14 protein-coding genes are annotated in these 12,498 nt (G+C 71.6%); 4 read left to right on the forward strand and 10 right to left on the reverse strand.

Annotated features, from left to right (window positions below; translation table 11 throughout):
* The first annotated feature begins 316 nt into the window (after positions 1–316).
* A complete protein-coding gene (locus LL648_RS18925; protein WP_374112073.1) occupies positions 317–1,555 on the forward strand; it encodes an amidohydrolase in 1,239 nt (412 codons plus the stop codon).
* A gap of 262 nt (positions 1,556–1,817) precedes the next feature.
* Positions 1,818–2,732 carry a hypothetical protein gene (locus LL648_RS18930; RefSeq protein WP_232663913.1) on the forward strand — a complete coding sequence of 305 codons (915 nt, stop codon included), beginning with the start codon at positions 1,818–1,820 and terminating at the stop codon, positions 2,730–2,732.
* A gap of 113 nt (positions 2,733–2,845) precedes the next feature.
* Here LL648_RS18930 and LL648_RS18935 read toward each other — a convergent pair whose 3' ends face one another.
* Positions 2,846–3,295, reverse strand: coding sequence for a gamma-glutamylcyclotransferase (locus tag LL648_RS18935; protein ID WP_232663914.1), 450 nt, complete (start codon positions 3,293–3,295; stop codon positions 2,846–2,848).
* 72 nt (positions 3,296–3,367) lie between these two features.
* Between LL648_RS18935 and LL648_RS18940 the strand changes: the two genes are divergently transcribed.
* On the forward strand, positions 3,368–4,771 hold the full coding sequence (locus LL648_RS18940; protein ID WP_232663915.1) for an NAD(P)H-quinone dehydrogenase: 1,404 nt from the start codon (positions 3,368–3,370) through the stop codon (positions 4,769–4,771).
* Positions 4,772–4,851: 80 nt separating this feature from the next.
* The gene (locus tag LL648_RS18945; protein ID WP_232663916.1) at positions 4,852–5,208 is read left to right on the forward strand and encodes a hypothetical protein; all 357 of its coding nucleotides are present in this window, start codon (positions 4,852–4,854) and stop codon (positions 5,206–5,208) included.
* Positions 5,209–5,263: 55 nt separating this feature from the next.
* Here LL648_RS18945 and LL648_RS18950 read toward each other — a convergent pair whose 3' ends face one another.
* From LL648_RS18950 to LL648_RS18990, 9 genes are all read right to left on the reverse strand, one after another.
* Positions 5,264–5,743 (reverse strand): hypothetical protein, encoded by a 480-nt coding sequence (locus LL648_RS18950; RefSeq protein WP_232663917.1) that lies wholly within the window; start codon positions 5,741–5,743, stop codon positions 5,264–5,266.
* Positions 5,744–5,988: 245 nt separating this feature from the next.
* Positions 5,989–7,758: an acetyl/propionyl/methylcrotonyl-CoA carboxylase subunit alpha gene (locus LL648_RS18955; protein WP_232663918.1), complete on the reverse strand. Its 1,770-nt coding sequence runs from the start codon at positions 7,756–7,758 to the stop codon at positions 5,989–5,991.
* A 230-nt stretch (positions 7,759–7,988) separates the two neighbouring features.
* A complete protein-coding gene (locus tag LL648_RS18960; RefSeq protein WP_232663919.1) occupies positions 7,989–8,396 on the reverse strand; it encodes a hypothetical protein in 408 nt (135 codons plus the stop codon).
* On the reverse strand, positions 8,393–9,220 hold the full coding sequence (locus LL648_RS18965; protein WP_232663920.1) for a DUF692 domain-containing protein: 828 nt from the start codon (positions 9,218–9,220) through the stop codon (positions 8,393–8,395). Before LL648_RS18965 ends, LL648_RS18960 begins: the two co-directional genes overlap by 4 nt.
* A 1-nt stretch (position 9,221) precedes the next feature.
* On the reverse strand, positions 9,222–10,142 hold the full coding sequence (locus LL648_RS18970; protein ID WP_232663921.1) for a TIGR04222 domain-containing membrane protein: 921 nt from the start codon (positions 10,140–10,142) through the stop codon (positions 9,222–9,224).
* Positions 10,143–10,272: 130 nt separating this feature from the next.
* Entirely contained in the window at positions 10,273–10,710 is a 438-nt protein-coding gene (locus tag LL648_RS18975) for a SufE family protein (RefSeq protein ID WP_232663922.1), read from the reverse strand.
* Positions 10,707–11,597, reverse strand: coding sequence for a sulfurtransferase (locus LL648_RS18980; RefSeq protein ID WP_232663923.1), 891 nt, complete (start codon positions 11,595–11,597; stop codon positions 10,707–10,709). Before LL648_RS18980 ends, LL648_RS18975 begins: the two co-directional genes overlap by 4 nt.
* 10 nt (positions 11,598–11,607) lie before the next feature.
* The gene (locus tag LL648_RS18985; protein WP_232663924.1) at positions 11,608–12,246 is read right to left on the reverse strand and encodes a Maf family protein; all 639 of its coding nucleotides are present in this window, start codon (positions 12,244–12,246) and stop codon (positions 11,608–11,610) included.
* 18 nt (positions 12,247–12,264) lie between these two features.
* The gene (locus LL648_RS18990) at positions 12,265–12,495 is read right to left on the reverse strand and encodes a hypothetical protein (protein ID WP_232663925.1); all 231 of its coding nucleotides are present in this window, start codon (positions 12,493–12,495) and stop codon (positions 12,265–12,267) included.
* Positions 12,496–12,498: the final 3 nt, after the last annotated feature.

Here is a 12,498-nt window from a genome sequence, read left to right on the forward strand (position 1 = left end):
CCGATGGCGCATCCGTGCGGCGACGGGCGGGTAAACCCAGCAATGTGAAGGCTGCGCCGTACGTCCTCGACCTGCGACGAACGGTGTCTTCGCCCGTTCGTCGCACGTGGACGCAACCGTTCGTCGGCAGCCGCTTGCCCGTCCGCAGCAGATCCGCAACCCCTTGGCGAGCGTTTCCGCAAAGCGACCGATTCGGGTTGGTACACCGCCGTCCGGGTGAGCACCATTGTCAGATGCACGACAGACAAGTGCGCGTGGCAACCGGCCGAAGCCGTCCGGCGACCGCTCCTGTTTCCACCCGAGCGGGCGGTGCCCGGTGACGCTCGTGGACGCACATACAGACATCGTGCCCAACTCGGGCACGGAGACCGTCGACCTCGGCGCGGGCAGCGGCCCGGCCTGGCTCGACGCATGGCTCGCCGCGCACACCAGCGACGTCGTGGCATGGCGCCGTGCCATCCACGCATCCCCCGAGCTCGGCCGCGCCGAGCACCGCACCACCGCGATGATCGCCGGCCTGCTCATGGCCGCCGGTCTCGAGCCCCGCACGCTCCCCGGAGGCACCGGCCTCGTCTGCGACATCGGCTACGGCGAGCGTTGTGTGGCGCTGCGCGCCGACATCGACGCGCTCCCGCTGCAGGAAGACACCGCGCTGCCGTTCGCCTCGACCGTCGATGGCGTCATGCACGCGTGCGGCCACGACGCGCACACCGCGATGGTCCTCGGTGCCGGCCTCGCGCTGGCCTCGGCGCCCGCGCTGCCCGGCCGCGTCCGGCTGATCTTCCAGCCGGCCGAGGAGATCCAGCCCGGCGGCGCGCTCGACATGGTCGCCGACGGCGCCGTCGAGGGCGTCCAGCGCATCTTCGCGCTCCACTGCGACCCGCGGCTGGCCGTCGGCCGCCTCGGCACCCGGGTCGGGCCCATCACCTCCGCGTGCGACCTGCTGGAGATCCGGCTCACCTCGCCCGGCGGGCACACCGCCCGTCCCCAGCTCACCGCCGACCTCGTGCTGGCGCTCGGGCAGCTGATCTCGCAGCTGCCGATGCTGCTCACCCGCCACGTCGACCCGCGCTCCGGCACCGTGCTGGTGTGGGGCGCCGTGCAGGCCGGTGAGGCCGCCAACGCCATCCCGCAGCACGGCGTGCTGCGCGGCACCCTCCGCACCGCCGACCACGCCACGTGGGAGGAGCTGGAGTCGACCGTCAGCATGCTGGTCGACGCCGTGCTGGCCCCGCTCGGCGTCGGGTACGTCCTCGAACACACCCGCGGCGTGCCGCCCGTCGTCAACGAAGCGGTCAGCGCCGGCATGCTCGCCGACGCCGCCGTCGCCACCCTCGGCGCCGAAGCCAGCACCAGCACCGAGCAGTCCAGCGGCGGCGAGGACTTCGCCTGGTACCTCGAACACGTCCCCGGCGCGATGGCCCGCCTCGGCGTCTGGTCCGGCAGCGGCCCCATGCGCGACATCCACCAGCCGACCTTCGACATCGACGAACGCGCCCTCCCCTTCGGCGTCCGAGTCCTCACGAACGCAGCCCTCAACGCCCTCACCGCCTGACGGGCCGCCCACCCCACCCTGCGCCGCGCGCTGCCGCGCGGCGCAGCAGGTGAGTCGACACTTTCAGCACGGTGAGTCGACACTTTCAGCACGGTGAGTCGACACTTTCAGCACGGTGAGTCGACACCCTTGACACGGCGAGTCGCCACGTCTGACGCGGGAAACCGACGACGCCGGTGCGAGTTATCCACATGGACCCCGACTTGTCCACAGATTCGAAGTCGTTGCCGCGGCGCGGTGCGCTGGCCTCATCGTCGGTTGCATGCTCGAACTGCCGTACGGACTCCATGGAGCTCACCTGCGGGTTGATCTCAGCCTTCGGCTGGGTCGGCGCCGGCTTCGGGACGCGATCGTGAACGGCCTCCTGCACCCGCTGTGGCGAGGCGTCCTCGTCGAGTCGGAGCGGCTTCTCGATCCACGTACGAGGGCAACCGCGGCTCTCCTCGCCTCTGGACCTGACGCCGTGCTCACCGGCCCGACGGCCTCCGCGCTGCACGGATGCGTCGCCATCACTGCGCCGACGACCCATGTCGTCGTGCCGTACAGCTGCCGTTTCCGCGGTCGGGACGGGCTGGTGACACATCGGGGTTCCTACTTCGCTGATGACGTCGTCCTGCGCGATGGATTGCGAATGCTGTCGCTGGAGCGCGTCACGGCGGACATCCTGTGCGATGAGCGGCCGGCGAACGCGCTCGCTCTCGCCGATGAGGTGCTGCGCCGTGCGGGAGACGATCACGAGCCGACCCGAAGAAGGATCTTGGAACACATCCGCCGTCGGCACGCCATCGGTGATATCCGCGGCACAGTCCGCGGATCGGACCTCCTGGATCTGGCGTCGCCGCGAGCGGAGTCGATCGCCGAGAGCTGGCTGCGGATGATCCTCGTCGAGCAAGGTTTCCCGTTGGCGGAGGTCAACTGGCCGCTCTGCGATCTCGATGGGCGCGAGGTCTACCGCCTTGATCTGGCATGGCCATCGCTCCGCATCGCGGTTGAATACGACGGCTATGCCGCCCATGTCGGTCGTGAACGTGCAGACGAAGCCCGCTACGAAGATCTTCGCCGGCGAGGCTGGCTCGTCGTTCGAGCCACGAGTGTCGACCTCACCGATTCCAGGCGCCTTGCGTCGGAGCTGCGCTCGGCGTTCACGCGGCGCGGATACGCGTGGATGGCCGCTTGAGCGACGGTCGGCGCTGTGTCGATACGCGCCACTCACCGTGCCCGAAGTGTCGACTCACCGTGCCAGAGGTGTCGACTCACCGTGCCAGAGGTGTCGACTCGCCTGGCGGCGCGCTAGAGGGATTTCGTGCTCGGGCGGTTGCGTAGGGCCGAGACGTAGTCGTCGGGGGCGCCGGCCAGTTCGGCGGCGTCGGCGAGTACGCCGAGGTAGCGGGCGCTCGGGAGGCCGCCCTCGTAGGCGTTGAGGACGTAGATCCACGCCAGCACGTCGCCCTCGAGCGTGTGCACGCGCAGCCGCAGCTTCTTGTGGAGGCCGAGCTCGCCGCCTTCCCAGCGGTCGAGCTGGGCCGCGTCGTGGTCGGGGACGTCGTACAGGACGACGAAGACCTGCGAGTCGGGGTCCTCGACGACCGTGGCGAGCGCGCCTTCCCAGGCGTAGTCCTCACCGCCGAACGTCAGGCGCCAGCCCATCAACCACCCGGTACCCGCCATCGGCGAGTGCGGGGCGCGCTCCTTCATCTGGGCGGGGTCCATGTTCGACCCGTAGGCGGCGTACAACGGCACCGCCACAGAGTAGTGCGGCCACTCCCGCGTACCGTGATCGGGCAACCCGGACTGCGGTAAGGAGGCGTCCCCGTGACGCGCATCGTGATCATGGGCGGTGGCCCGGCCGGCTACGAGGCGGCCCTCGTGGCCGCGCAGCACGGCAGTGACGTCACCGTCGTCGAGCGCGACGGGATGGGCGGTGCGTGCGTGCTGGACGACTGCGTGCCGTCGAAGACGTTCATCTCGTCCGCCGGCATCCGCGTCGACCTGCACCGCGCTCCGGACCTGGGGCTCACGGCCGACCGCTCGGCCCTCGGCGTCGATCTTCCCGTGGTCAACGCGCGGGTGAAGGGGCTCGCGCAGGCGCAGTCCGCCGACGTCCGGGCCCGCGTCGAGCGCGAAGGTGTGCGGATCGTCCGCGGCACGGCGGCGTTCAGCGACGAGCCGTCGGGGCGCGCGCCGCACCTCATCGAGGCCCGCACGGCCGACGGCGGCCGCGAGGAGCTGCCGGCCGACGTCGTCCTGATCGCCACCGGCGCCACCCCACGCGTCCTCGACGACGCCCGGCCCGACGGCGAGCGCATCCTCACGTGGCGCCAGCTGTACGACCTCGCCGACCTGCCGGAACACCTCGTCGTCGTCGGCTCCGGCGTCACCGGCGCCGAGTTCGTCTCCGCCTACGTCGAGCTGGGCGCCAGGGTCACGCTGGTCTCCAGCCGCGACCGCGTGCTCCCCGGCGAGGACGCCGACGCGGCCGCCGTCCTCCAGGACGTCTTCGCCGAGCGCGGCGTCACGATCCTCGCGCAAGCGCGGGCCGAGTCGGTGCGTCGCGACGGCGACGGCGTGGTCGTCACGCTCTCCGACGGCCGGACGGTCACCGGGTCGCACGCGCTGATGACGGTCGGTTCGGTGCCGAACACCACCGACCTCGGCATCGAGAAGATCGGCATCGAGACGGGCCGTGGCGGGTTCATCCCGGTCGACCGCGTCTCGCGTACCACCGTGCCGGGCGTCTACGCGGCCGGCGACTGCACCGGCGTGCTCATGCTCGCGTCCGTCGCGGCCATGCAGGGCCGAATCGCGATGTGGCACGCCCTCGGCGAGGGCGTTGCGCCGATCAAGCTGAAGACGGTGGCGGCGGCGGTGTTCACCCGTCCCGAGATCGCTACGGTCGGCATCAGCCAGCGCGCGATCGACGCGGGTGAGGTGCCGGCCCGCACGATCATGCTGCCGCTCTCGACGAACCCGCGCGCGAAGATGCAGGGGCTGCGTCGCGGCTTCGTGAAGCTGTTCTGCCGCCCGGCGACGGGTGTTGTCGTCGGCGGTGTGGTGGTCGCGCCCGTCGCGAGCGAGCTGATCCTGCCGATCGCGCTGGCCGTCCAGAACGGGCTGACGGTGGACGATCTCGCCTACACGTTCTCGGTGTACCCGTCGCTCTCCGGTTCGATCACCGAGGCGGGCCGGCAGCTGATGCGCCACGGCGACCTCGACTGAATCCTCGACCGAACGGACGCAGGGGTCGGCTCCGGGACATCCCCGATGTCCAGGGGCGGCCGGCGTCGCATCGTTGACGCATGACCACACGGACCGGGCAGACCACCAACGACATCCCGGTTGTCGCCGCACTGATCGCCGGGGTCGGCGCGCAGGTCGTGGACGACGCCGCCTACATCGTGTTCCCGCCGACGGTGATGCTGGCGTGGCTGAGCGGCCTGCTCGCCATCGCCCTCACCGCGGGCGCCGCACGGATCATCACCCGCAGCCGGACCTGTGCCACGGTCGCGCGCACCGGGCTCGCGGTCGGTGTCGTCTCGGCCGGCGTCGGCCTGCTGATCGGCGGTTTCGGCCTCATCGCGATCATCCTCGCCGGGGTGACGGTGGTGGCCGGCGTGGCCGGTGCCGTCGCCGGTCGCAAGGAGCTGACCAGCTGAAACCCGCTTGAACGGCAAAGGCCGGTGCGTCCGCGGGCGCACCGGCCTCCGCCGTTCACGTCGTAGGTACCAGCGTGGTCGAGGTTTCGCGACACCCGACCAGCGGGCACAACGCCGCACATTCGAGCCGCTCGTCGTGGTCCACTTCCGTGCTCACCCGGGCGAAAGGCCATTTCCCGGTGAAGCGTTGCAAATACCAGAAGAGGAACAAGAAATCCTGGTGGGTGGTGTCGGCGACGAGCACTTTCGGGCCCGGCAGATCGTGGATCCAGCGGGTGAAAGCGGTCATCGCGACGGCAGGTGGGTGGCTGTTCCGGCGGGTCGTCAGCCAATCCTCGGCCCGTCGCCGCCAATTCTGGAATGCGACCGGGTGCAAGGTGGCGCCGGGCAGCTCCCGCACGTTCGTGGCGAACGTACCGATCTGGTCGCGGCCGTGACCTTTGGCCACGGCGTGGACGCTGAGCAGGGAGTGCGGGCCGGGGATCGGCCCGTCGACGTGGATGTGGGTCGTGATGAAGGACAGGTCAGGGGGCATGACGGATCCAGCTCGCCGATGTGGGAGGGCGTGTTCGCGGCGCGGCTGTGCCTGCGTGGCGAACGTGAGGAACCGGGCCCCGTGGTTGTGGTCACACGGGTTGCGTCACTGCTTTCCGCTATGCACTTGTCCAGCACGGTGCGGGGTCGCTGTGGAATGAACCTGGCCAGCCGAAGTTAAATCGGCGTCGGGCGGGCGTCAACGCATCGTCGCCGGATTGTCTCCGGATGGAGCAAGCAAGGAGGTCAGTCCTTGATCTCACAGATCACGGTGCCTTGGGAGACGGAACTGCCTTGCTCTGCGGTCAGGCCGGTGATGGTCCCGTCCTTGTGTGCCGTGACGGGGTTCTCCATCTTCATCGCCTCGAGCACGACGACGAGGTCGCCCGCCGCGACCGTGTCACCGTCGGCCACCGCCACCTTGATGATCGTGCCTTGCATCGGGGCGGTGACCGCGTCGCCGGACACCTTTGCGCCGCCCTTGCCCGCGTTGCGCTTGCGGGGCGCGCCCTTCGCCGCACCGCCACCACCACCGGCGCTGCCTCCGCCGAGCGCGAGATCGCCCGGCAGCGAGACCTCCAGCCGCCGCCCGCCGACCTCGACGACCACCGTCTGGCGCGGCGCCTGCTCGTCGTCGCCCTCCGCAGCACTGGTGAACGGCTCGACCGTGTTGTCCCACTCGGTCTCGATCCAGCGGGTGTGCACGGTGAAGTCGTCGGCGAACGCCGGGTCGCTGACGACGAGCCGGTGGAACGGCAGCACCGTCGCCATGCCCTCGACCTGGAACTCGGCAAGCGCGCGGCGGGCCCGTTCGAGGGCTTGGGGCCGGTCGGAACCGGTGACGATCAGCTTGGCGAGCAGCGAGTCGAACTGGCCGCCGATCACCGACCCGGCCTCGACACCCGCGTCGACGCGGACCCCGGGCCCGGCCGGGAACGAGATCGACGTGACGGTGCCCGGCGCCGGGAGGAAGCCGCGCCCGGCGTCCTCGCCGTTGATGCGGAACTCGATGGAGTGCCCGCGCGGTTCCGGGTCCTCCAGCAGGTTGAGCTGCTCGCCCTCGGCGATGCGGAACTGCTCGCGGACGAGGTCGAGCCCGCTCGTCTCCTCCGAGACCGGGTGCTCCACCTGCAGACGCGTGTTGACCTCGAGGAACGAGATCAGGCCGTCCTGCCCGACGAGGAACTCGACGGTGCCGGCGCCGTGGTAGCCCGCCTCCTTGCAGATCGCCTTGGCGGCCTCGTGGATGGTCGCGCGCTGCTCGTCGGAGAGGAACGGGGCCGGGGCCTCCTCGACGAGCTTCTGGAACCGGCGCTGCAGCGAGCAGTCGCGGGTGCCGACCACGATCACGTTGCCGTGGGTGTCGGCGAGCACCTGCGCCTCGACGTGGCGCGGCTTGTCGAGGTAGCGCTCCACGAAGCACTCGCCTCGGCCGAACGCAGCCGTGGCCTCGCGGACCGCGGAGTCGAACAGCTCGGGGATCTCCTTGAGCTCGCGCGCGACCTTCATCCCGCGCCCGCCCCCGCCGAACGCCGCCTTGATGGCGACGGGCAGCCCGTGCTCCTCGGCGAACGCGACGACCTCGTCGGCGTCGGCGACGGGGTCGTTGGTGCCGGGGACGAGCGGCGCGCCGGCGCGGGTGGCGATGTGGCGGGCGGTGACCTTGTCGCCGAGGTCCCGGATCGCCTGCGGTGTCGGCCCGATCCAGACGAGCTCGGCGTCGATGACGGCCTGGGCGAAGTCGGCGTTCTCGGACAGGAAGCCGTATCCGGGGTGGACCGAATCGGCGCCGGAGCGCCGCGCGGCGTCGATGACCTTGTCGAAGTCGAGGTAGGACTCCGCGGCGGTGCTGCCACCGAGGCCGAAGGCCTCGTCCGCGAGCCGGACGAAGGGTGCGTCGCGGTCGGGGTCGGCGTAGACGGCAACGCTGGCGAGGCCGGCGTCGCGGCATGCCCTGATGACCCGGACGGCGATCTCCCCGCGGTTCGCGACAAGAACCTTGGTCAATCGCGGCACGGCCGGCCTCCCTGTGGCTCGATGAGCTGCCTCGCGGACGCCGGCAACCCGCGCCGGCGCGTTTGTTACCGGGGAGTTTAGGCATGTGCGGGGCGCCGCCGGGTGTGGCGTCGGTGACGGCCGGCGCGGATGTCCCCACCGTTTTGCCAACCTGCACACCCGCAACGGCGTGCAGGTTGGCAAAACGGTGGGCAAGTTCGGGTGGCGCGGGCCGGGTCGTCAGCGGCGGCTCAGCGGCGGCGCAGTCGCAGCAGTGTGGTGCGGAGGCCGACGAGGTGGCGGGGGCGGGGGTCGCCGGTGCCGTCGTAGCGCAGGCGGGCGTTCCAGAGGGCCAGCTCGTCCGCTGCCGCGGGGGTGAGGCCGGTGCTCCCGCGGATGGCGCGGGCGACCTCCCAGCCGTCGCGCAGCGCGCCGACCGGCGGGTTCCCTTCACGCAGCCGGACGAACGTCGCGGGCCAGCCGTCCCCGAGCGACGCCGCGAGCAGCGGCCATGCCTTCGCGGCCTCGATGGCGCGTTTGCGCAGCAGCGAACGCCGGGTCGCCTCGATCCGGCGGGTGTCGAACCCCTCCGGGAACGGAGCCCCCGCGACGAGCGCCGCGACCAGCTCGGCCTGCCGCTCGGCCAGCCCGCCGCTCATCGGGTGCCGGCCGGTGCGAGGTGCCCCGCCGAGCCCGCGATCGCCGCCAGCTCGGCCTCCAGCTCCGCGGCCGGCGGGTAGCGGCCGTCGCGCTCCAGCATCATCGGCGGCGGGCCGGCGGTGCGCTCGACGAGGTGCGCGACGAGGTCGAGCACCTCCTGCGGTACGGGTGCGGTGTGCGTGTCGTGGTACAGCCCGTCGTGCTCCGCACCGCCTGCGACGTGCACGTACGCCACCTGGTCGAGCGGGAACCGGGCGAGCACGTCGTGCGCGTCCTGGCCCCGGTTGAGCGCGTTGGCGTGCACGTTGGCGACGTCGAGCAGCAGCATCGCGCCGGTCCGTTCCAGCAGCTCGTGCAGGAAGTCCGGATCGCTGTACTCGTCGTCGGGCCAGTCGAAGAGCGCCGCGATCGGCTCCAGCGCGAGCGGGACGTCCAGCTCCGCCTGGGTGCGGCGGATGTTCCTGGTGAGCACGTCGAGCGCCTCGCGGGTGCGCGGCACCGGCAGCAGGTGGCCGGCGTCGCGCCCGCCGGCGCGGGTGAACGAGATGTGCTCGCTCACCAGCGGCGCTCCGAGCGCGCCGGCGCACGCGGCGAGGTGCGCGACCCGTCCGGCCTCGACGGTCTCCGCGGATCCCAGCGAGAGCCGCACGCCGTGCGGGATCACCGGGATACCGCGCTCCCGCAGGTCGGCCACCCCTCGAGGCAGACCTGCGGGAGAGATCGACTCGGCGATGAGCTCGCAGAACCCGAGTTGCGGCAGGCTCGCGACCCAGCCGCTGATTTCCGGGCGCCATCCGATGCCCATCCCCGTCACCGTGGTCATGTCAACCCCCGCAACCTCCGCCGCCACCACATCCGCCGCCGCCCCCACCGCCGCCGCCCCCGTCACCGCTGCCGCAGCTGCCGCCGGCGTACCCGTCGCCACCGCCCCCGAACGACGACGCCCGCTGCACCGCGAACTCCTCGGCCATGGCGGGGTCGGACGCCCACATCGCGCTGGTGCCGAACAGCCCGATGCCGAGCACGGCCCCCGCCGGCCCGTACACGTGCCAATCGGGGTGCATCGACGGCGAGAGGTCCTCGTGCTCGGTGCGCAGCCGGGTGAGCAGCCGGTTGCCGGCGCCGCTGCGCTCCGGGGCGCGGGTCATCAGGACGAGCGCGACGACGGCCGCGCCGATGAGCGCGAGCAGCAGGAAACCGACCGGGCGGGCCTCGGCGATGCCGGCCAGCAGCCGGACCAGCCCGAACCCGGCGACGGCGAGCATCCACACGCCGACCTTGCGGATCGCGCTGCGCTGCTTCCCCGTGAGCAGGAGCCCGTCGGCGACAAGCCGGCCCTCGATCGCCCCGAGCGCATGGGATACCTCCCACAGGTGGGCGAGGCGCGAGCGCGACTGCCGGGACGTCGCCCCCTTGTAGAGAGCGCGTTCGAGCAGGTCGGAGCCAGGGTCGACGCGGGGGACCGCCTTGACGTTCCCGCGCTTCGAGGTGATCGCGCCGGCGAGCCGCAACGAGCTGAGCGCCGAGACGACCGCGAGGGCGCGGCCGCCGTTGAGGTAGGCGAGGTCGTGCGGCCGGGCAACGATGTCGCCTGCGTCGCGAGAGGTCTTGCTCACCGGGTCGGCGAGCGCGGCGCGCTTGCGGATCGCGGCGATGAGCACGACCACCGCGAGCACGACGTAGGCGACGAGGAAGGTCGTGCCGTCGATGCCCCAGGTGTCGCCTGTGGCTGCGAGTGCCTTCATCACACCTCCTGAGCCGTCTTTATGAGACGCCTCACAGTGTGTGCACCGACACGCTGCGTGGGAACGAACTTCACAAGGACTTGAGGTTCGCCGCCGTGCTGCTTGAGATCCTTTTGAGGTCGACGAAAGGTCAGGCCGCCGTTGCCGTCCTGACCTGGTTCTTGATCCGCGCCAGCATCGCTGCCATCCCGCGCAGCCGCAGAGGGCTCACGGCCTGCGCCAACCCCAGCGCGACGTAGAAGTCGTCGGGGACGGCGAGCACGTCGGCGGCCGGCTCACCGTCGAGCCCGGTGCGCATGATGGACGCAAAACCCCTGGTCGTCGGCGCCTCCGGGGGCGCGGAGAAGAACAGGTGCACGAGCCGGTCGCCGTCGGGTTCCACCTCCACCGCGAGGAACAGCGGCGACTGGCACTCGTGGACCTGCTCCATCGTGTCCGCCGCGTCGGCGTACCGCGGCGGCAGCTCGGGCAGCTCGTCGCTCAGCTCGAGCAGCAGCTGCAACCGGTCGCGCGGCCCGACCTCGGCGAACTCGTCCACCAGCTCCGCGAGCTGCGGCGGCAGCGTCATGCCGTCCCGCGCTCACTGCCCTGGACGATGGGCACGCGCACGGAGTTGCCCCACTCGGTCCAGCTGCCGTCGTAGTTGCGGACCTTCCCGAAGCCGAGCAGGTGCGTCAGCACGAACCACGTGTGGCTGGAGCGCTCGCCGATCCGGCAGTACGCGACGACGTCGTCGGCCGGCGAGAGGCCCTGTTCCTGCTGGTAGATGGCTTCCAGGTCGGCCCGCGGCTTGAACGTGGCGTCCTCTGCGGCCGCGCGGGCCCACGGCACGCTCGCCGCGCCGGGGATGTGCCCGCCGCGCACCGCGCCCTCCTGCGGGTAGTCGGGCATGTGCAGCAGCTCGCCCGAGTACTCACCGGGGGAGCGGACGTCGACGAGCGGCTTGCCGAGGTGCGCGAGCACGTCGTCCTTGAACGCCCTGATCGTGGTGTCGTCCCGCTCGACGACGGGGTACTGCGCCGGGGTCGGCTTGGACTGCTCGGTGGTCATCTCGCGGCCCTCGGCGACCCACTTGGCCCGCCCGCCGTCGAGGATCCGCACGTCCGCGTGCCCGAAGAGGGAGAACACCCACAACGCGTAGGTGGCCCACCAGTTGTTGCGGTCGCCGTAGAAGACGACGGTGGTGTCGCGGCCGATCCCGCGCTCACCGCAGATCTCGGCGAACCGGGCGCCGTCGACGTAGTCGCGGGTGACGGGGTCGTTCAGCTCGGTGTGCCAGTCGACCTTCACCGAGCCCGGGATGTGCCCCGTCTCGTAGAGCAGGACGTCCTCGTCGGACTCGACGACCACGAGGCCGTCGGCGCCGAGGTTCGCGGCGAGCCATTCGGTCGTGACGAGCCGCTCCGGGTGGGCGTACGCGGCCAGCTTCGGGTCGGTGTCGTTCTGCAGCGCCATGCCCGGAAGGCTAGTCCTGGCGAACAGGCTCCCGCCGCCAGAGATCCGTCACGGTCACCCCGACGTAGGACAGCAGCTTGCGGGTCAGCGGGAGGCTGAGGCCGATCACGTTGGACGGGTCGCCGTCGATGCCCTCGACGAACCAGCCGCCGAACCCGTCGAGGGTGAACGCGCCGGCGACCCGCAGCGGCTCGCCGGTCGCGAGGTACGCGTCGAGCTCGGCCGGGCTCGGGTCGCCGAAGCGGACGCCGGTGCCGGCGTGGCCCTCCGCGACCCGGTCGATGTCGCCGTCGGACATGCGCAGCACGGCGTGCCCGGTGACCAGCTCACCCGTGCCGCCCGCCATCGTGGTCCACCGCGAGCGGAACTCGTCGGGACCGGCCGGCTTGCCGACGAGGTTCCCGCCGATGTGCAGCATCGAGTCGCAGCCGATCACCACGGCGTCCGGGTGGGTCGCGGCGATCCGCCGCGCGACGACCGTCGCCTTGGCCGAGGCGAGTGCGGTGACCTTCTCGCCTGGCGAGGCCGCCGGCATGGTCTCGAGCAGCGCGTTCTCGTCGAGGTCGGCGATCTCGACGACCGGGTCGAGCCCGGCGGATCGCAGGATCCCGAGCCGGGCGGGGGAGGCCGATGCCAGCACGACGCGCACGGCCGCAGACCCTACGGGTCAGTCGCCGCCGCCCCCGCCGCCGCCTCCGCTGTCGCCGCCGCCTCCACCGTCGCTGCTGCCACCGCTGTCGCTCCCGCTGTCCGCGCCGCCGTCACCGCCGCTGTCGGAACCGCTGTAGCCGCCGTTGCCGCGCCGCGTGCCGCCGCCGGCCTTCGACGCCGTCGCGAAGCGGTAGAAGATCCACAACACCAGCAGGCACACGGCGATGACGATCAGCCACTTGAGCATTGC

The sequence above is a fragment of the Pseudonocardia sp. TRM90224 genome, from assembly GCF_021245725.1.
Lineage (GTDB): Bacteria > Actinomycetota > Actinomycetes > Mycobacteriales > Pseudonocardiaceae > Pseudonocardia.

Bases quoted from the DNA above. Each gene is read 5' to 3' on its own strand.
- LL648_RS18930 (WP_232663913.1), top strand. From the start codon at position 1,818: ATGCTCGAACTGCCGTACGGACTCCATGGAGCTCACCTGCGGGTTGAT.
- LL648_RS18945 (WP_232663916.1), top strand. From the start codon at position 4,852: ATGACCACACGGACCGGGCAGACCACCAACGACATCCCGGTTGTCGCC.
- LL648_RS18950 (WP_232663917.1), bottom strand. From the start codon at position 5,743: ATGCCCCCTGACCTGTCCTTCATCACGACCCACATCCACGTCGACGGG.
- LL648_RS18960 (WP_232663919.1), bottom strand. From the start codon at position 8,396: ATGAGCGGCGGGCTGGCCGAGCGGCAGGCCGAGCTGGTCGCGGCGCTC.
- LL648_RS18965 (WP_232663920.1), bottom strand. From the start codon at position 9,220: ATGACCACGGTGACGGGGATGGGCATCGGATGGCGCCCGGAAATCAGC.
- LL648_RS18970 (WP_232663921.1), bottom strand. From the start codon at position 10,142: ATGAAGGCACTCGCAGCCACAGGCGACACCTGGGGCATCGACGGCACG.
- LL648_RS18975 (WP_232663922.1), bottom strand. From the start codon at position 10,710: ATGACGCTGCCGCCGCAGCTCGCGGAGCTGGTGGACGAGTTCGCCGAG.
- LL648_RS18980 (WP_232663923.1), bottom strand. From the start codon at position 11,597: ATGGCGCTGCAGAACGACACCGACCCGAAGCTGGCCGCGTACGCCCAC.
- LL648_RS18990 (WP_232663925.1), bottom strand. From the start codon at position 12,495: ATGCTCAAGTGGCTGATCGTCATCGCCGTGTGCCTGCTGGTGTTGTGG.